Here is a 19799-nt window from a genome sequence, read left to right on the forward strand (position 1 = left end):
TAGAGAGTGACGGCTCAGCTGATGGGGTGGCGTTTGATGATGCGATCGGCGCAGTTCTGGCCTGACAGAATCACCATCGGCATGCCTCCGCCCGGGTTGGTGCTGCCGCCGGTGAAGTAGAGGTTTTGATACTTGCTGCTGGTTTTGGGAGCCTTGAATCCGTGGTTCTTTTTCCAATCGGTGACGACGCCGTAGATGGAACCTTGGTTCGAGCGATACATCCTTTCAATATCCAGCGGTGTCAGCAGGTCCTCGGTGACGATGCTCTCGCGCAGGGCGGTGATGCCGCAGCGCTCCATCTTATCGATGCAGCGGTCTTTCAGCGCCACGTAGTCCTCGTGGGTGATGCCGGAGCCATCTTGTAGCGGTGGGATGTGGGGCAGGATCTTAATGTTGTCGCAGCCTTCGGGTGCTTTGCTGGGATCGGTTCGCGTGGGGGCGACCACATAGAGCGTGGGGTCCTCGGGAATCTGGTGTTTGTGGAAAACGGTATCGAAGTGTTTGTGCTGATTCTCGGAGTAGAAAAAGTTGTGGTGCGCGAGCTGGGGAAACTTTTTGTTGGTGCCGAGGTGCAAGACGATGCCTGAGCAGGCCGGGGCGAACTTTTCTAACTTCTTGGTGAACTTCTCTGTTTCGTGCAGGAGATTTTTGTAGGTGGGGATGACCTCCATGTTGCTGACTACGATGTCACTGGCGTGCACGCTGCCATCGGCTAGACGAATGCCGCTGACTTTTTTGCCCTCCTTTTCAATGGCAGCTACGTCAGCGTTCAGGTGGACCTTTACGCCCATTTCTTCCATCAGCTTTCCGAGTCCCTTGGCCAGATTGTACATGCCGCCGCGGACATACCACAGGCCGTAGTCGAACTGGATGATCGGCATCAGATTCATGTAGCCGGGGGAATCGAGCGCGGAGGAGCCGACGTATTTGATGAAATACTCGAAGATGGTGCGCAGTTGGGGATCGGTCAGCCGTTGGTGAATCGACTCCGACATCGTATTGCGGTAATCAATTTTCCCACCTAACAAACTGAAGCCGTAGTGGCGGATGAACTCCCAGAGGTTGTCGAGGCCTTTGTCGAAGTAACCGCTGTTGACGATTTCATATTGGTCTCTGCCGTATTGCAGAAAATCCTGGAGTTCTTGCCAGTGCTTGTCTGGATCGCCTGGCAATTTGCTCAGCTCGGACTTCATCAAATCTGACTCCTGATAGAGGTCGATGGTTTCCTTGTGTTCGAAAAAATTCCGCCAGTGCGGGGTCACCGCATCGAGCTGTACATAGTCCTCCATCTTCTTGCCAGCACGCGCGAAGAGCTGTTCGAAAAACTGCGGCAGGGTGAAAATCGACGGTCCGAGGTCGAAGGTGAAGCCGTCCATTTCCATCACGTTCAACTTGCCGCCGATCTGGGCGTTTTTCTCGAAGACATCGACCTCATAGCCGGCTGCCCGAAGTGAGATGGCGGCGGACAGACCGCCAAGGCCCGCTCCAATAATCGAGACTTTGGATGTCTGCATAATGGTATCATTCCATCGGAAAAGATCTTGTCAACGGTTGCAGGACAATGATTTCAGGCTATAGTCGTCTATCGTGGCTAAAGATAAAACGGAGGATAAGATTGATGAGTTGCTAGAGCGTCAGAAAACGTTTTTTACCGATGGCGGAACGCGATCTTATGTATTCCGAATTGAAGCCTTGGAGTGCCTAGAAAATCAGCTGACGGATCACCGGGATGATATTCTTCAGGCGCTGGCGGATGATCTTGGCAAGCCGGGGATGGAGGCATTTGTAGCGGAGTATCACTTTCTCTTGGAAGAGCTACGGTTGATTAAAAAGTCGCTGCGGAAATGGCTGAAACCGAAGCGTGTTAGCAGCGCGTTCTACCTCCATCCTTGTCGATCCGAAATTCGCAACGAGCCGTTTGGTGCTGCGTTGATCATGGCTCCATGGAATTACCCGATCCAACTTTCCTTCAGCCCCCTCATGGCCGCGATTGCCGCTGGAAATACCGTGGTGCTCAAGCCTTCTGAGGTGAGCACCGCTTGCGAAAAGCTGATCGTGAAGATCGTGCAGCAAAGTTTTTCACCGGAACATGTGGCGGTGGTCACTGGTGATGCGGATGTGGCGGAGGCATTGCTGGAGCGGCCGTTCGACTTTTTCTTCTTCACCGGAAGCACCGCGATCGGGCGCATTGTGGCGAGCAAGGCAGTCGAGCAGTTAGCGCCCTGCGTGCTTGAACTCGGTGGCAAATGCCCGGCGGTGGTGGATCAGAGTGCCGACCTGGAAGTGGCGGCTCTGAGGATTCTAACGGGTAAATTTTTCAACGGTGGTCAGACCTGTTTCGCGCCGGACTTCATCGCGGTGCACGATTCCGTCAAAGATCAGCTGATCGAGGAAATCCGCAAGGTGCTTGATGCGGTGCGCTGGAATGGCGAGATGGCGCATGTGATTAACAGCAGGCAGTATGACCGACTCAAAAAGCTCACGGATGGCGTCGCCAATATGATCCAGCAGGGAGATGACCGTGAGGCATCGCTCGAAATGGCACCCCGTGTGATGCCCGATGTTGGCTGGGAGGACGAGGTGATGGAAGAGGAAATCTTTGGGCCGATTCTGCCGGTTGTTCGTTTTCAATCGGAAGCCGAACTGATTCAGCGGCTCTCCAACTACGGCTCGCCCTTGGCCCTATATTTATTTACTAACAGTGATTCCTTCACGCAGAAAATGACCACGGCGATTCGTTCTGGTGGTGTCTGTGTCAATGACACGATGAAACAAGGCGCGCATTTGAAGCTGCCATTTGGTGGAGTGGGGGAAAGCGGATATGGTCGCTATCGTGGTCGGTCAGGACTGGAAACTTTCACCTATCAGCGCGGCGTGGTGAAGAAACCGACATGGGGGCCGGATTGGTTCGATCCGCGGCCACCCTATGGCGATAAGCTCAAGTGGCTGAAGCGCTTTTTGCGCTGAAGACCTCGGCCACGAGCCGGCGGCGTTCGTCGAAAATGTGGGTCAGCTGACGTTTGACAAAGAGCGCGTGCACCAGCTCGCCGAGGATACCAAAGGGCATCACGTAGGCGACATCATCGGTCATCATCACGCCGTTTTCATTTTCCTGAAAGCGATGGGTGTGGTGCCAAACCTTGTAGGGGCCGGAGAGTTGGGAATCGACAAACATCACGCGATTCTCCACCTGACTGATTTCGGTCAACCAGCTCACCCAAATCATCGGAGCGACTTTGATTTTGTAGGCGATGATCTGCCCTTGATGCATGGTTTCGGAGGCGCAGTGGGTGATTTTGAACCCCACGGACTTCGGCGTGAGGCGGTCGAGGTTGCGGGGTGTGGAAAAAAACTCCCACGCCTCAGCCATGGAGCAGTCCAAGAGCTGCTCACGGTGTAAATGGTGAATGGCCATGGTGAGGCGGTGTTAGCCGGCGACGGCACCTTCGAGGATGGCGGTGGCGAAGTCGACACGGTCGGGTTTTTCCCCATTGGCCTCGCAGATCATGTTTGCGGAAATACGGGCACTTTCGTAAATCGTCGGCAGTCCGCTGCCAGGGTGCGTGCCTCCGCCGACGAGGTAAATGTTATCGAACTCCTTCATCTTGTTCTGCGGTCTGAGGTAGAGCATCTGGTCCATCGTGTGGGCGAGGTTAAAGGTGGCGCCGAGGAAGATGTCTGTATTTTCCCAGCCCTGCGGAGTGATGCAGCGCTCTTCCACAATGTGCTCACGGAGGTCCTTCATGCCGGTGCGTTCGATGATTCTATCGAGCACCTTGTCGCGGTATTCAGCCTGAGTTTCTTCCCACGAGTGACCGTTCCGGGTGTTGATAGTGGGCACTAGAATGTAGATCTGCGAGTGGCCGACGGGGGCGACGGTGGGGTCGGTGACGCTGGAGTTCCGGACGTAGATCGACATGTCATCGGAGACTTTCACCTCGTCTTGGATGTCGCGTAGGTTCTGGTGGTAGTTGTCGGCAAAGATGACGTGGTGGTGCGGTTCGTCTTGGTAAAGGGTGTCCAGACCGAGGTAGAGCATGTAGGTGGAGCAGGAGTATTTTTTCTTACGCAGCGACTCCTCGGATTCGTTGCGCTTGCCAAAGATGGTGCCACGGGCGTGGGCGTAGTCGGCGTTGACGATCAGGTCGTCACAGGTCATTTGCTCGCCGTTTGCCAGTGAGATTTTGGTCGCGCGATCACCGTCATAATGAATCTCGGTGACCTCGGTGTTGAGCATGATTTTCCCACCTTCCTCCTCGAAGGCCTTGGCCATGCCGGCGGATATGTTAGACAGACCACCTTGCACGTGATAGATGCCGTGGGCGTATTCGATATAAGCGAGGATACTGAACAGGGCGGGGCAGGTCCACGGCGACATGCCGAGGTATTTTGCCTGGAAGGTGAAGGCGAGTTTGAGGTCGTCGTTTGAAAAATACTCATCTAACACGTCCATCACTGACTTGGTGGTGGCGACGTAGGGGAGCGCCTTCAGCATGTGTGAGCGGAAGTAGCTCGAGATCTTGTTGTATGGGCTGAGCAAGCAGGGGAAGATCTTCTTCAGCTTCTCCGCGTGGTCGCGCATGAAGCGATCGTAGTTCGCCGATTCGCCGGGGAACGCCTGCTCGATATTCTGCTTCATCTTTTCCTGGTCGTAGCTGGTTTCCAGAGAAACATCTCCCCAGCTCAGGGTGGTCATGGGATCGAGTTTGACGAAGTCCATGTAATCGGCGGAATCCCGGCCGGTTTCGGCAAAGACCTCATCCAGGGTGAACTTCTGATGGAGAAAGGTGGGGCCGGTATCGAAGGTGTAATCGCCAGCCTGAATGGGCGCATTCCGACCACCAATCACGGAGGATTTTTCCACGATGGTGACGTCGTATCCGCGATGGGCCAGGATCATGCCGCTCGTCAGTCCGCCCGGCCCAGCGCCGATGATGAGGATTTTTTTATTCATGTGTGTTGGGCGAACATTTTATCTTCGCATCAGCTATCATGCCACAGCCTTGAAAGCTCACAAATGGAAAAAAGATGAATCGTGCCGAGCGTGGCTTTATGGCTGACAAGCTAGTCCGCATGCTGTTGGATACGTGGGCGTATGAAAATTCCTCATTGGGCGTCGGAGATTGTTAGCAGCTACGAGAGTGGAGCGGCTGGATGTTTTGTCCTGCACGGCAACGTGAACGATCGATTGTTAGTGCCGGAGAAAAATGGCGCCCGACTCGGCTCACTGCAGGAATTTATCATGGAGACCTTATTGCCGCGCTTTGATGTGGTGCTCAGTTACGATCCTGGGCAAGGACTGAGGATCGAGCGTGGCGGGGAGGTATTTTCCCAGTGGCCGAGTGTGAAAGATGATATGGATCTGCCCGATGCCCCACTCGCTGCGGTGCGGGTGCTGACGCATTATCTGAAATACTGCAAAAATCTGCAGGCGGTCGGAGCCGAGAGCCCGAAGGTGGCGGTGTTGATCCGACAGGCGCATTTGATCTGCCCGGCGATCCCTAACTCGCACAACCACGAGCTCAATGCCATGGCGTCGATCTTGCGCAGCTGGGCGGCGGAGATGAGGCTGCAGGAGCACGGTCAGGCGGCCTTCTTGATTTCTGAAAACCTCAACGGCCTGCACCCGCTGGTGGGCCGCAGCCCGAGGGTGAGTGAGGTGGACGTGCCGCTGCCGGAAACGCAAGAGATGACGGCGGCTTTAAAGATTCTTTATCAACGCTGCCCGAACGCATTGATCAATTTCAGGGAGGATTTCTCACGACCGGCGCGTCGACTCACAGGATCGACACTGAGTTCGGTGGAGATTTTGTTATTACGCAGAGAGCATGCCAAAAAACCGCTCGAGGAAGCCGACCTCTCCGAGCTGAAACGGGCTCTGGTGGAACGCGACTGCGGGGGCTTGATCGACTTTGTCGAGCCGGACCGGAATTTTGACGGCGTGATCGGTTTACAAGGTGTGAAGGAGTGGCTGCGACAAGATATAGCTCTCTGGAAAAAAGATGATCTTGAATCGATGCCGATGGGTTACCTCTTCTGCGGCCCGGTCGGCACGGGTAAAACTTACCTCGTGGAATGCCTGGCGGGGGAAGCGGGGGTGCCGGTGGTCACCCTAAAGAATTTCCGCGATCGCTGGGTGGGAAGCACGGAGGAGAATTTGGAAAAAATCTTCGCTCTGCTGCATGCCTTGGGTCGCTGTATTGTGTTTATTGACGAGGCGGATCAGGCGCTTGGTCGGCGGGCATCGGGCTCTGGAGACTCCGGTGTTTCCAGTCGGGTCTACTCCATGATGGCGAAGGAAATGTCCGACACGCGCAACCGTGGAAAAATCCTCTGGGTGCTAGCATCGAGTCGGCCGGATCTGATCGAGGTGGATCTCAAGCGGCCGGGAAGGATCGATGTGAAAATCCCACTTTTCCCCTGTGCCTCACCAGAAGAAGCGTGGCAACTGCTCCGAGCGCTGTGCAAGCGTAGGGGGCTGGAACTGCCTGCTGATCTGGCGAATGAAACCACGCTCAACGGTCACATGCCGGAGCTTCTAACACCGGGAGCGGCTGAGGCGATCGCGGTGAAAGCTCGGCGACTTACGATCACGGAGAATTGTTCGGCCGTGGAGGCGCTGGAGCTATGCCTGCGAGGATACCTGCCGCCTATTTCCACGGCGGTAATCAACGCCCAGATTCAGCTGGCGGTGGAGGAAGCTTCGGATGCCTCTTTCATACCCAAGACCTTCCAGCGCTAGAGGCGGCTCTTTCGCGCTACGCGTGGCGCTTTCGCAGATGGGACGGCAAGATGCCTAACTGATCGCGGTATTTGGCGATGGTGCGGCGCGCTACCTTGATGCCTTTTTCCTTCAACTGCTTTTCGATGGCGGTGTCGGAAAGTGGCTTGGCGGTATTTTCATTGGCAACCAATTGTTGGATCGCCTCGCGCACACCGGTGTTAGAAATCTCGGTGCCCTGCTGGGTGGTGTAGCCGGAAGCGAAGAATGCCCGGAGGTCCATCAGTCCGTGTGGTGTGAGCACATACTTGCCTGAGACCGCGCGGGAAATCGTAGCCGCGTGCACGCCGATGGTTTCCGCAATATCATGCATCGTCATCGGCCGCATTTTCGAGCGACCATGCAAGAGGAATTCAGGCTGGCGTTGAATAATTTCCGTGCCGATTTTAAGCAGTGTTTCTTGTCGCTGACTCACCGCATTCATGATCTGTCGGCCTTCGTGAATGTTGTCGCGCAGGTATTTCCGAGCTTTGGGATCGGAGTTCAACTTGGCCAGCAGGTCCTTGTAATGATTGCTGATGCGCAGGGTGGGGAGGTATTCGTTAGTGAGTGATGCAAAGAACTGACCGTCGCTATCCTTGCGAATTTCCAGATCAGGTAGGACATGCGGGTTGGATGTGGGGTCAAAAGCTGCGCCAGGGTCCGGGTTCAGCTCGCCTATGCGGTCAGCCGCTGCGACCACTGCCTCCTGGGAGACTCCGAGGTCGCGTGCAATATCTGAGAATCGGTGCCGGGCCAGATCCTTGAGATGTTCATCGATGATGCGGCATTCAAGCGATCCGCCACGTCCTAACAGCTGGAGCTGAAGCAGTAACGACTCGGAAAGGTTCTCCACCGCCACACCGGCAGGATCGAACTTCTGGATTAGCGCCTGAGCAGCTCGTAATTCCTTAAAATCAAAAGGGGAGACGGGTGCCAGATTTTCTAACGGCTCGTCGAGAAATCCACGATCGTCGATGCAACCGATGAGATACTCGGCCGCGGCATACTTTTCATCATCCACCGCCGCACGGTTGAGTTGATCGATCAAGTGCTGCTGCAGGCTCTTCGGGGCGACGATGGAATTGTAGAGAAACTCGCGGCGTTCTTCATCGTCCGAGCTTTGCTGCCGACTGCCCATGGTCATGATCTGGTCCTCTCGCCAGGTGTCGTCAAACTCGGAGAGGTTCTCGAGGTCGTGTTCGGCATCTGGTTCCGGTGTGTCATCAAGACGTTCTGCCTCGTCATTGACCTCCAAGGTGGGGTTCATTTCCGCCACTTGCCCAATCAGCTGGGAGAGCTCCATCGTGTTCGCCTGCAATATCTCAAGGCTCTGACGCATTTGTGGCGACAGAGTTTGCTGCTGGCTTTGGGTCTGACCTAAACCTTGTTGGAACGCTGATGGTGGCATTGTCTGGAGTGCTACTGGGTAGTGCGTACCGGAATCTAGCGTAGGTTGATAATTATATTAAGCAAATACTGTGCCATTATCTAAATAAGTGTTTGAATCCTCAAAAATAAGAGTTCGGCTTTCCGTCATTTCGTGATTGGCGTTTGCCTGCGGGCGATTAAAAACAGCCCGTGTCAACGATGTTTGTGAAGCTCGGAAAAGGAGGGACGTGGTGGATCGCGGCCGTGTTTTTTCTGATTTCCGTGGCTCCCGGATTGTGGATGACCTCACTGCCGAATGTGCTGAAATCGCAGGGTGCCGAGTGGGCGTTACCGTATGCTTTTGCGGCCAGTCCTTTGGCCTCTCTGTTCTCGCCCTTGATCTTTGGGGCCATGGCCGACAATCGATTCTCCGCGCAGAAGCTGATGGGTGTCCTTTCGATTCTAGGTTCGGTGTTTCTGGGGCTATCATTTTACTCGCTCTACAGTGGTTGGGGCGCTTGGGCGTTCCTGACGTTTCAAACCATCAATGCACTGATCTCCGCGCCGATGTGGGCGCTGCTGAGCACCGTGGCGCTGGCAAACCTGGAAAACCCGGAGCGGGCATTTCCTCTCTATCGGATTTGGGGCACGGTGGGGTGGATTGGTGCCGGCTTGCTGGTGAGCTTCTTTCATTGGGATGCCTCGGCGATCGCTGGGATTGTGGCTGCCGGGATACGGTTTTTGTTAGGTTTTGTGTGTTTCATGATGCCCGAAACTTTACCTCAGGGGATGCCGGGGAAAGTGGCGGGTGTTAGGAATTGGCGGCGTAGCTTTGGCCTCGATGCTCTGACCTTGTTTCAGGACAAGGCCTTGAGGGTTTTTCTCCTCACCTCGATCTTTTTCTCCATCCCGCTCGCAGCCTTTTACATGTATGCACCGATTCACTTGCGGGAGTTGGGTGATGGCCATCCGGTGGCTTCCATGACCTTGGGGCAGGTGACTGAAATTGTTGCGATGTTGATGCTCAGTGGCTTATTGGCGAAGTGGCGTTTGCGCTGGGTCTTGCTGATTGCGATTGGTTTTGCCCTGCTTAGGTATCTCCTGTTTGCCCTCGGCGGGTGGAGTGAGGGACTGACGTGGATTTGGTTGGGTATCGCCATGCACGGACCTTGTTACACCTTCTATTACATCACTGGACAGATCCTCGTGAGTCGTCGGGTGCAACCGCAGATCAGAAGTCAGGCTCAGGCTTTGTTGGGCACTTTGACCAATGGTATTGGCGGCTTGTTAGGTAGCTTGCTCTGTGGCCTTTACTACAGCCAAACCATCGGCATGGTGAATGGTTGGGTGTTCTTCTGGAGTGGCTTGGCTGCAGCGGTGTTAGGCTGTGGCGTCTACTTCTTCTGGCGGTATGACCGACCGGGCGACCCAGGGGACGCCCGGTTCTGAGTTTACTGATCGACCACTTGATAGATCTGTCCGCTGTGGGAAATGATCAGGAGGTTGCCCTCGTGGTCTTCGCCGAAGGAGGCGATCGCTGACAGGCTGCCCTTGGATGGTTTCAGTTCATCGGTCCAATCCTGGAAATTCTCCGACTTGCCGTCTTTGACCTCGATCGACCAGACACGTGGATTGGCGTAGTCGGCGAAGAAATACTTCCCTTGGAGCGACTTGATGGGGCCGCGGTAGACGTAGCCTCCAGTGATCGAAAAGCCTTCATTGTTGCTGCCTCCGTGTTTGTAGACGTAGACTGGATCGGTGGCATTTTCCGGCTTGCTGCCGCCGACTTTTTTCTTGGGCGTTGCGATGTCACCCTCGCGCAAGCGCCAGCCGTAGTTTGCGCCGTTTCCTTGGCCTGCGGGCATGAAGTTGATTTCCTCCCAATGGTTTTGGCCCACATCCGCGATGTAGAAATCGCCGGTTTTACGATCCCAGGAACATCGCCAAGGGTTGCGCAGGCCGTAGGAGTAGATCTCGGTTTTAGCTCCGATGTTAGAAGTGAACGGGTTGTCGTTAGGCACCTTGTAGCCGGTCTTCGGGGAGACATCGATGCGAAGCAGCTTGCCGAGATAGGAGGAGAGGTCTTGGGCTCGTTTGTTGGGATCGTTCGCCGCGCCACCATCTCCGGTGCCGATGTAAAGATAGCCGTCCGGGCCGAAACCGATCCATCCGCCGTTGTGGTTTTTGTAATCTTGCTTGAAGGTGATCAGCAGCTCACGGGTGTCGGCATCACACTGACGTTTGTCATCGCCGTGGGCCGTGAATCGGCAGATCTCGGTGTCGCCCTTTTGATTGGTGTAATAAACGTAGAAGCGTCCGGATTTCAGGTAATCCTTCTCAAAGGCCAGTCCTAACAGACCCTGCTCGTTCATCTTGATCTTGATGTGTTTTCTGATGTCGAGAAATTCGGTTTTCTCACCTGTGGAGGTGTCGAGCATCTGGATCACCCCTGGTTTTTCCAGCACCCAGAGCATATCCTCAACGCCTTCAGGCGAGCGGGCCCAGACTGGTTTGTCAAAACCTTCACCGATCAGTTCGGTGCCGATTTTTGCTTGCAGATCGAGGGTTCCCAGGGCGGCGAGAGACAGTGCGATGGCGGACAATTTATGCGTCATGATGTGACACTATTCCAGCCTTGGCAGATTGCAAAGTGAGAATGGGTAAACCGTCGTGACTATTGGTCCAGATAGCTCTGCAGTGACTCCCGGAGGGAATTGCGAGCGCGGAATAGCTGGCTCTTGACAGCCGGCACGGAGAGATCGAGCACATTGGCGATCTCCTCGTAGGGCATATTCTCGTAGCGGCGGAGGACCACGGCGAGGCGTTGTTTTTCAGGGAGGGATTGGATCGCACGATCGACGGCGCTCTGCAGCTCGGCGTGCAGGAGGCCCTCATCCGGCTGGGCCTGATCGGTGTCGGGCGTTTGCAAGTGGTAGTCGTCCTCGCGCTCATCCATCGAGTATTCCTTCTTGCGACTTTTTCTCCGGCTTTCATTGAACACGAGGTTGCGTGCAATGGTGAACATGAAGGTGGTGAACTTGGCGGTGGGTTTGTAGCGGGGCGCGCTTTTCCAAAGTCGGATAAAGACTTGCTGGGCGATGTCTTCCGCCTCCGATGCATTGCCCAACATCTTCGCCACCGTGCCAATCACGGCGCTCTGATGGCGCGTGATGAGCTCTTCAAACGCATGCTCGTCACGTTGGCCGACACGCAGCATCAGCGCGACGTCGATGTCGTTGTCCGATTTCGAATCTGAGTTGGAGACGCTGGAATCGGACATATAGGCGACGGTTTGCAGCTGCTTGTTCGCGGTGCCAGTCATGAGCATAAACGTAAAACCCGTCTGGCAGCGAAAGGTTGCAAGAATTGTTCCCATGGATGGAAGGCTTGCAAGTTGATTCCGTCATAGATGCCAAAAAACCTCATTGCCATTTGATGGTGATCCTGCAACTTGGGTGAATGATGAAAAAAGTATGGTTATGGATGGTGGTGATGGGCTGCTCAGTGGGGGGCGTCTCCGCGGCGAAGAAAGAAACCTCGACCGAGAAGATCACTCAAGCGGTGTCTGGTCTGGAGGTGGTCAAACCCAAGCAGAAGCGCAAGATGTTGGTATTTTGTCTTACACGTGGCTTCCATCATGCTTCCATTGGAACCGGCAAAATCGCCCTCAAGGTCATGGCGGAGAAGACCGGCGCATTTGAAGCGGTCATCAGCGATGATTTGGCGAACTTTGAGCCGGACAAGATCCATGGGTTCGATGCCATTTGCTTTATGAACACCACCAAGGAGGTGTTTAGTCCGAGTAAAAAACAACTCGCCAAGATGTCTGGCCAAGAGAAACAGGCCGCGGCTGAGCGCGAAGCTCGTCTGAAGAAGAGTCTGATGGATTTCATCAAAAGTGGTAAGGGCTTTGTCGGGATCCATGCGGCAACCGACACCTTCTACCAATGGCCGGAATACGGTGACATGATCGGTGGATACTTCGATGGTCACCCGTGGAGAGCAAAAACTCAGGTCAGCATCAAGGTGGAGGATGGTGAGGAAGAGCATCCGTGCTGTGCCCATCTCGACGGCAAAAACCTCAATTTTAAAGAAGAAATCTACCAGTTCAAGGACCCCTATGATCCGAAGAAATTACACATCCTCTTGCGTCTCGATCCCAAACAAACGGACATCAGCATCGGCAAACGTAAGGACAACGACTACGGGGTGAGCTGGGTGAAGCACCACGGCAAAGGCCGCATCTTCTACAGCTCGCTGGGACACAACCACCACATTTTCGAGAACCCGAAAGTCCTGCAGCACTACCTCAAGGGCATGCAGTGGGCACTGGGGGATATTGAGATGGAGGTTAAAACAGGCAAGTAGACTGATGCTTAACCGAAGTTTTACAATTAAGCGCCAATCCGAAATACGTGCTTAACGAACTCATGGTCAATTAGGGCTGTCAAACAACCCAAACGACTATGAAATCAGAACACAAATTCATCAAAACATTCCTGCTTGTTTCCGTATTCGGATCGAGCTTGTCACTACTCTGCCTCGCTCAAGGACCGGGTGGAGGTCGACCTCCTCAGGGCCCGCCTCCGGGTGGCGGTGGCGGCGGTGGCGGCGCTTTCATCCCTGAAGATGCCGAAGAACCGCCAGCTCCACCACTCATGGATGCTCTGGACCTCGACGACGACGGTGACATCTCCGCTGATGAACTCACCGCTGCAGCCACATCATTGAAAACCTTGGACGCCAATAACGACGGCGTGCTGAGTGCCGATGAACTGGCTCCTGATGATGCCAAGGCTGACGACGATCGCAAAAGCCGCCGCAGACCGCATGTGCCACCGGTAATGAAGGTGCTCGATGCTGATGAAAACGGCGAGATCTCTACCGAAGAAATGGCCGGAGCTCCTACATCGCTAAAGGTTCTGGACAAAAATGAAGACGGAGTTCTTTCCAAAATGGAGACCCGCCCGAATCGCCGGATCAAAACCTAACGAGGGACAGATTTCGATCTGCAACAAACAAGCCAGCATGCCCGTGGGGATGCTGGCTTTTTCGTGTGGTCATGACTCATGCGAATGAGTCGTTAGGCCGAGGGCTATGCTTTGCGCCGCGCCTGCACGGCCGCGGCGAAGGCCTCGAACATATTTTCCGTGGTCTGCCAGCTGACACATTGGTCGGTCACCGATTGGCCGTAAGTCATATCGGCCAGATTGCTTTGCAGCTTCTGAGCACCTTCTACCAAGTTGCTCTCCACCATGACGGATGTGATGGCCTTGTTGCCGGCGGAAATTTGCTCGCACAGTGCCTGCACCACACCTGGTTGGTTGCGGTAGTCTTTCAGCGAGTTGCCGTGTGAGCAATCGATCATGACCGACTGCTTGAGTCCGGCCTTTTCCAGCTGTTCGGTAACTGCCGAGATGCTTTCGGCATCGTAGTTAGGCCCCTTTGACGAGCCACGGAGAATGATGTGGCAGGCCTCGTTGCCCGCTGTCTGCACGATAGCGGAGACGCCTTGCTTGGTCACCGAGAGAAAGTGGTGGGGGCGGGCGGATGCCTGGATCGCATCCAGTGCGATCTGAATCGAGCCGCCGGTGCCGTTCTTGAAGCCAACGGGCATCGACAGTCCGGATGCCAGCTCGCGGTGGATCTGAGACTCGGTTGTGCGTGCGCCAATGGCACCCCAGCTAATCAGATCGGCATAGTATTGCGGAGAAATGGTATCGAGGAACTCGGTGCCGGCAGGCACGCCCATCTCAGCCAGCTCCAGCAGCAGCTCACGCGCGATGCGCAGGCCGCGGTTGATATCAAAGGAATCGTCCAAGTGAGGATCGTTGATCAAGCCCTTCCAACCCACGGTGGTGCGTGGTTTTTCAAAGTAGACGCGCATCACGATCACCAGGTCATCGGCGTAGCGGGCGGCAGTTTCACGCAGTCGGGTGGCGTATTCGATGGCCGCTCCGGTATCGTGGATCGAGCAGGGGCCGACAACGACCAGCAATCGGTCGTCCTCGCCGGCTAACACCGCTTCAGATTCCTTGCGGGCTTTGGATACCACTTCGGATGCCTTGTCGGAAATAGGCAGGTAGTAGGAAAGCACGGCAGGAGAGATCAGTGGTTTAATCTCGCTGATGCGGAGGTCGTCTGTCAGAAAATGAGTCACGTCTTGGTTCTAGTAGCCCCGCAGCAAATGCCAACTTTAATTTGCCGCCACGTCATGCACCGAGGCGAATTCTGGTCCGATGGATGTGGGGAACGTGCTGTCTCCTTACTTGGTCGCAGCCGCCCGATACGCTCCCGGCGCCATACCGACGGTGGCTCGGAACTGGCGGGTGAATGCCGACTGATCGCCGTAGCCACAATCGAGTGCGATCTCGATGATCGGCTTGTCTGTGATCGCTAACATGCGGGCGGCATTTTCGATGCGGATTTTCCGAATGAATTGGGAGGTGCTTACCTTAAAGACCTTACGCATGCGTCGATCGAGCTGAGTCAGGTTCAGGTCAGCCTGTTTGGCCAAGTCACTGGTGCTGATTTCCTCGGAATAACCACGCTGAATGGTGTCCACCACCTGCGCCACGCCGGCGAAGCGGAGGTCGGTGTCGCTGGGGGTGAGCAAGTCTCTGGAAATGGATGCTAGGCCGATGATGTTTTTATCGACATCGAACAGGGGGATTTTTGTCGCCAAATACCAGCCTTCGCGACCGTGAGGGTTAAAATTGAGTTCGAGTCGGTTTTTAATTTCCTCACCCTTCTCCAGCACATTTTTATCCTGCTCTTCGTACACCGCCGCCAGATGCGGAGGGAAGATCTCGGAGGCGGTTTTGTCGATGATTTGGTCGACCGATGCCACTCCCAGGCGCAGGGCGAAGGCCGGGTTCACTGAAATGTAGTAACCGTTCAGATCTTTCATGCAGAACACAATGTCCGGAACTTCCGCAAAAAGCTGCTCAGCCACCATTGGGGTATCGAGTATTTTTAGGAAATCATCGCGCCTGCTCATCGGTGTGGAATTTAGATTCGGCGGGCGAGAAAAAGCACGCTTTTTATGCCGAGATTATCACCGCCTGTGTCGGTTTCGGTCAAGACGAAGGACACAAGAAAGACTACTTTAACGTCATGAAATCCACCAAGATTCAATCCCAGCTCGCCAACATCAAAACCCAGCCGCTCAGCGGTGACTCACTGGCCGAAAGCGCTGTTGAGCTCGCCGCCGAAATTCTCGCGGTTGCCAACCGTAAACAGAAACTCTCCGAACGTTATCAAGGCTGGAAAATGGCCCGGATGATGAAGGATCCGCTGGGGAAAACGCTGACCCTGGCACTGGCAGATCAGGTTTTCCGTCCCAATACCGACGCCCGTTCCGCCTCTCAGTTCCGTTATCTCATCGATGATTACGGCATCCCGACCTACCTGCCACTGCACGAACAAATTGCCATGCGCGTGGGATCAATGGTGTCGGCGGTGGCACCGGAGATTGTCATGCCTGCCGTGACCGCGAAGATGCGCGCCGAGAGCTCGGAAGTGATTCTGCCGAGTGAGGACGCCTATCTCAAACCTCACCTGCACAAACGCCGCCAACAAAAGACCCGGATGAACATCAACCAGCTGGGTGAAGCGATCCTTGGCGAGGAGGAGGCTCAGCACCGGATGGATCAGGTGCTTGGTCGACTCGAAAGCCCGGACTGCGAATACATCTCGGTGAAAATCTCCGCCATTTTCAGCCAGATCAACCTGGTGGCCTACGAGGACACGTTGGACAAAATCAAAGAGCGCCTGCGTGTGCTCTACCGCACTGCCCAGCAGCATACCTTCACCCGCGAAGATGGCAGCAAGGCGGCGAAATTCGTCAACCTCGACATGGAGGAATACCGCGATCTGCATCTCACCTGCGATGCTTTCCGCGAGGTGCTGATGGAGCCGGAGTTCCTGAAGATGAAGGCGGGGATCGTGTTGCAGGCCTATCTTCCCGATTCCTTTGAGGTGCAGAAATGCCTCACCGAGTGGGCGCGGGAGCGGGTTTCCCAAGGCGGCGCAGCGATCAAGATCCGCATCGTCAAAGGTGCCAACCTCGCGATGGAACAGGTGGAAGCCAGCGTCCACGATTGGGAGCAAGCGCCGTATTACACCAAGGCTGATGTCGATGCCAACTACAAGCGCATGGTCCACTACGGCTGCCTGCCGGAGCATGCCGAAGTGGTGAACCTGGGCATCGCCAGCCACAATTTGTTTGAGATCGCCTACGCCATGCTGCTGCGCGCCAGCCACGGTGTGGAGCAGGATGTGGAGTTTGAGATGTTAGAGGGCATGGCGAACCATCAGGCGCGTGCCGTGCGTGATGCGGTCAACGGCCTGCTGCTCTACGCACCCGTGGTCCGCAAAGAGGATTTCCACTCGGCCATTGCCTACCTGGTGCGGCGTTTGGATGAAAACACCTCGGAGGAGAACTTTTTACACGACCTTTTTGGCATGAAGGTCGGCAGCGCTTCCTGGCAGAAGCAAAAACAGATGTTCCTCACCGCGTGCCGTCGCCGCGACGAGGTGAGCACTGTGCCGAACCGAACTCAGGACCGGAACCAGGAAAACCCGCAGCTCGATCTCGAGCGTGGCTTTGAGAACGAGCCTGACACCGACTGGTCGCTGCGCCACAACGTGCGCTGGATCTTGCAGGAAATCGAAGGGATGAAATCGCGCAGCATCGCCACTGTGCCGGTGCAAATTGCCGGGGACACTGAGCTGACCGAGCAGGTGCAAATTGGCAGAGATCCGTCGCGTCCCGGCGTGGAAGCCTATCAGTACAGTCTCACGGATGCTGCGGGAGTCGATCGGGCGCTGACCTGTGCTGTCGATGCCCAGCCTGACTGGGAGGCGAGGGGAGTGGAGGCGCGCCGCGTCATCTGCAAGCAAGTTGCTGTGGAGCTCGCCAAAGCCCGCGGCCGCTGCATCGCCACCATGGTGATGGACGGTGGAAAAACCGCCGCAGAGGCGGATGCCGAGTTCAGTGAGGCCATCGATTTTGCCAACTACTACGCCGACGGCTTGAACAAGCCCGGCTTCTTCGATGGCACGAAAATGGAATCCCTCGGCACCATCGTGGTCACTCCTCCCTGGAACTTTCCCTTTGCGATCCCTTGTGGCGGTATCCTCGCAGGGCTGATGGCGGGCAACACCGTCATCATCAAACCTGCCCCCGAAACCGTGCTCACGGCATGGGAAATGGTGCAGATCTTGTGGTCGGCCGGCATTCCCAAGGAAGTGCTGCAGTTCGTGCCATGTCCGGACAATGAAATTGGCCGGGCGCTGGTCACTGACGACCGCACCTCCTGCGTCATTCTCACCGGTGCCTTTGAAACCGCTCGCATGTTTGAAAGCTGGAAGCCGGAGATCCGTCTGCTCGCCGAGACCAGCGGCAAGAACAGTTTGATCATCACCGCTGCGGCGGATCCGGATCAGGCGGTGAAGGATTTGGTCAAGAGCGCCTTTGGCCACGCCGGTCAGAAGTGCTCGGCGGCATCGCTCGCCATCATCGAGGCGGAGCTTTACGACAGCCCCTTGTTCATGCGCCAGCTGCGCGATGCCGCGGCGAGCCTGCAAGTGGGCTCCGCCTGGGACCCGGCGTCCGTGGTGACTCCCGTGATCCGCGAACCGGATGCCAGTTTGCACCGCGCCCAAAGCCAATGCGACGACAATGAAAGTTGGTTGTTAGAACCGCAAATGGTCGACGGCAACCCCTGTCTCTGGTCGCCCGGGATCAAACGCGATGTGCAGCCGGACAGCTGGTATCATCGCACCGAGTGCTTCGGGCCGGTGCTCGGGTTGATTCGTGCCACCGACCTGGATGATGCCATCCGCATTCAGAACGATTCCCAGTTCGGGCTGACCGGCGGGATCCACTCGCTGGACGCCCGGGAGATCGCCATCTGGCGAGACGAGGTGGAGGTGGGAAATGCCTACATCAACCGCAGCATCACCGGTGCCATCGTCCAGCGGCAACCGTTCGGGGGCTGGAAAAAATCCTGCTTTGGACCGGGGGCGAAGGCGGGCGGACCGAACTACGTGCCGCTGATGGCCAAGTGGTCGCAGGAAAGCTTGCCGAGCATGGCCGCCACTCCCAGCCAGCCAGTGACCAATCTTCTGGACGCCCTCATTCAGCAGCTGCCGCAGCAGGCCGAGACCCTGCGAGCCTCGGCCGCGAGCTACGCACACTGGTGGCAGGCGGAGTTCTCCATCGAACACGATCCGTCCCAACTGCACGGTGAGAGCAATCACTTCCGCTACCGTCCGCACGAGCGGATGCTGCTGCGGGCCGATCACTTTTCCGAGCTGGCGATCGCACAAATCGTGCTCTCCGCCGCGACTTGTGGAGTGCCGGTGGATCTCAGTGTCAGTGAAACCAGCGACTTCATCGCATCGCTGCCCTGTGCCGTGGTGGTGGAATCGGAGGCGACATTGGCCAAGCGACTGCCTGACAGCGAGGTGCATTACGGCGTGCTGCGCATGATTGGCGCGGGACGGAGCCTGCTGGCGGCGGCCAAGGAAGCGGCATTCCGCGTGATCAGCACGGAGCCACTGGCCAATGGTCGACTCGAATTGCTGGCATGCCTCAAGGAGCAATCGATCAGTGAAACCACCCACCGCTACGGCAATATCATCCCCAAAGCGTCCGAATTATTAAGCGCTGAGGAAGCGTAAATCATGGTGATTCAATTACTTAAGACAAGTTAAGTTTTCTCTTGAGCTGCAGAGGGTTGGTATCTATAACATTCATTGTTGTCATGAATGACATCAATGTGATGATTGTTGATTCTGATAAGGATCTGCCGATGGCAGGTGCGAGATCATGAATTTTCAGTCACTCCCAACAACCCAAAAACCAGACAAAACCATGAAAAGAACAATGATTGCTGCAGCCACCGTCGCTGCACTTGCCGCCCCAGCGTATGCCGAACTTGAGGGTGACCTCAGCCTTACTTACCACAGCCAGTATAACTATCGTGGTGTGAACGGTATTCTCGAGAACGCCCTCGGCACGGACCTGACCGAAGACACCTTCGAAACTGAAATCAATGCCGCCTACAAGCTCAACGATCAATGGAGCCTTGTGGCCGGTGGCACCATTCATTCACTGACTGATACAAGCGTAGATCACGATCGCATCCGTGGAGGTGTGCGTTACACCACCGATTGCTACACGGTTGAACTTGGATATCAGAGCCAAGATTTCCGCACTGTCCTGGGGAACCTGGACACCAGCGAAATCTACCTGAACGTGGGAACTCAGTGCCCACTCACGGGTGCTGATGTGAACCTCTTCGTCGCACATGATACCGACATGCTCGAAGGCACCTACGCTGAGCTGAGCTTCCACAAAGGATGGGAAGTCGCTGAGAACGCTACCTTTGGTGTGACAGCTGGCGTTTCCTACTCCTTCGATTACTGGGAAAACCTGATCGGCACTGGCAGCGATTGGAACCACGGTTACATCACGCTTTCTCTGGCATACCAAGCCACTGAAAACCTGACCCTGACTCCATACGTCACCTTCAGCCAAGGCTTCGATGCTCTGGATGCCACATCCACCGTTGGACCAGGCGTTGAGGAAGAAGACGAGATCACATACGGTCTCAAGGCTTCGGTGCAATTCTAAGCTTAGGGTAGAACTTGAAGTCAC

15 protein-coding genes are annotated in these 19799 nt (G+C 55.6%); 7 read left to right on the plus strand and 8 right to left on the minus strand.

The genetic code is table 11. The annotated features are described in order from the left end of the window. Positions 1-14 precede the first annotated feature (14 nt). Entirely contained in the window at positions 15-1514 is a 1500-nt protein-coding gene (locus JO972_RS06650; protein WP_309489235.1) for a phytoene desaturase family protein, read from the minus strand. A gap of 73 nt (positions 1515-1587) precedes the next feature. On the opposite strand from JO972_RS06650, the gene JO972_RS06655 reads away from it, so the two are divergent. Next, positions 1588-2967 carry an aldehyde dehydrogenase family protein gene (locus JO972_RS06655; RefSeq protein WP_309489236.1) on the plus strand — a complete coding sequence of 460 codons (1380 nt, stop codon included), beginning with the start codon at positions 1588-1590 and terminating at the stop codon, positions 2965-2967. On the opposite strand, the gene JO972_RS06660 is transcribed toward JO972_RS06655, so the two are convergent. Beyond that, entirely contained in the window at positions 2939-3415 is a 477-nt protein-coding gene (locus tag JO972_RS06660; protein ID WP_309489237.1) for an SRPBCC family protein, read from the minus strand. The two genes, JO972_RS06655 and JO972_RS06660, sit on opposite strands and share 29 nt — an antisense overlap. 12 nt (positions 3416-3427) lie before the next feature. Further along, positions 3428-4954, minus strand: coding sequence for a phytoene desaturase family protein (locus JO972_RS06665; protein ID WP_309489238.1), 1527 nt, complete (start codon positions 4952-4954; stop codon positions 3428-3430). 141 nt (positions 4955-5095) lie between these two features. On the opposite strand from JO972_RS06665, the gene JO972_RS06670 reads away from it, so the two are divergent. Beyond that, positions 5096-6742, plus strand: coding sequence for an ATP-binding protein (locus JO972_RS06670; protein ID WP_309489239.1), 1647 nt, complete (start codon positions 5096-5098; stop codon positions 6740-6742). 16 nt (positions 6743-6758) lie between these two features. Here JO972_RS06670 and rpoN read toward each other — a convergent pair whose 3' ends face one another. Beyond that, on the minus strand, positions 6759-8171 hold the full coding sequence (gene rpoN / locus JO972_RS06675) for an RNA polymerase factor sigma-54 (protein WP_309489240.1): 1413 nt from the start codon (positions 8169-8171) through the stop codon (positions 6759-6761). 179 nt (positions 8172-8350) lie between these two features. Here rpoN and JO972_RS06680 point away from each other — a divergent pair, with 179 nt between their 5' ends. After that, entirely contained in the window at positions 8351-9580 is a 1230-nt protein-coding gene (locus JO972_RS06680) for an MFS transporter (protein WP_309489322.1), read from the plus strand. Between the two features lie 2 nt (positions 9581-9582). On the opposite strand, the gene JO972_RS06685 is transcribed toward JO972_RS06680, so the two are convergent. Both JO972_RS06685 and JO972_RS06690 read right to left on the minus strand, forming a co-directional pair. Further along, a complete protein-coding gene (locus JO972_RS06685; RefSeq protein WP_309489241.1) occupies positions 9583-10746 on the minus strand; it encodes a PQQ-dependent sugar dehydrogenase in 1164 nt (387 codons plus the stop codon). A gap of 59 nt (positions 10747-10805) precedes the next feature. Beyond that, complete coding sequence (locus JO972_RS06690) at positions 10806-11453, minus strand: RNA polymerase sigma factor (protein WP_309489242.1); 648 nt, start codon at positions 11451-11453, stop codon at positions 10806-10808. 137 nt (positions 11454-11590) lie between these two features. On the opposite strand from JO972_RS06690, the gene JO972_RS06695 reads away from it, so the two are divergent. After that, positions 11591-12499: a ThuA domain-containing protein gene (locus tag JO972_RS06695; protein WP_309489243.1), complete on the plus strand. Its 909-nt coding sequence runs from the start codon at positions 11591-11593 to the stop codon at positions 12497-12499. Positions 12500-12597: 98 nt separating this feature from the next. Continuing rightward, on the plus strand, positions 12598-13122 hold the full coding sequence (locus JO972_RS06700; RefSeq protein WP_309489244.1) for a hypothetical protein: 525 nt from the start codon (positions 12598-12600) through the stop codon (positions 13120-13122). A gap of 104 nt (positions 13123-13226) precedes the next feature. On the opposite strand, the gene JO972_RS06705 is transcribed toward JO972_RS06700, so the two are convergent. Next, the gene (locus JO972_RS06705) at positions 13227-14291 is read right to left on the minus strand and encodes a 3-deoxy-7-phosphoheptulonate synthase (protein ID WP_309489245.1); all 1065 of its coding nucleotides are present in this window, start codon (positions 14289-14291) and stop codon (positions 13227-13229) included. Positions 14292-14396: 105 nt separating this feature from the next. After that, positions 14397-15131: an AraC family transcriptional regulator gene (locus JO972_RS06710; RefSeq protein WP_309489246.1), complete on the minus strand. Its 735-nt coding sequence runs from the start codon at positions 15129-15131 to the stop codon at positions 14397-14399. A gap of 2 nt (positions 15132-15133) precedes the next feature. On the opposite strand from JO972_RS06710, the gene JO972_RS06715 reads away from it, so the two are divergent. Both JO972_RS06715 and JO972_RS06720 read left to right on the plus strand, forming a co-directional pair. Beyond that, the gene (locus JO972_RS06715; protein ID WP_309489247.1) at positions 15134-18820 is read left to right on the plus strand and encodes a proline dehydrogenase family protein; all 3687 of its coding nucleotides are present in this window, start codon (positions 15134-15136) and stop codon (positions 18818-18820) included. A 193-nt stretch (positions 18821-19013) separates the two neighbouring features. Further along, positions 19014-19775 (plus strand): hypothetical protein, encoded by a 762-nt coding sequence (locus JO972_RS06720; RefSeq protein WP_309489248.1) that lies wholly within the window; start codon positions 19014-19016, stop codon positions 19773-19775. The last annotated feature ends 24 nt before the right edge of the window (positions 19776-19799 follow it).

Origin of the sequence: Oceaniferula flava, assembly GCF_016811075.1 — a bacterium.
Lineage (GTDB): Bacteria > Verrucomicrobiota > Verrucomicrobiia > Verrucomicrobiales > Akkermansiaceae > Oceaniferula > Oceaniferula flava.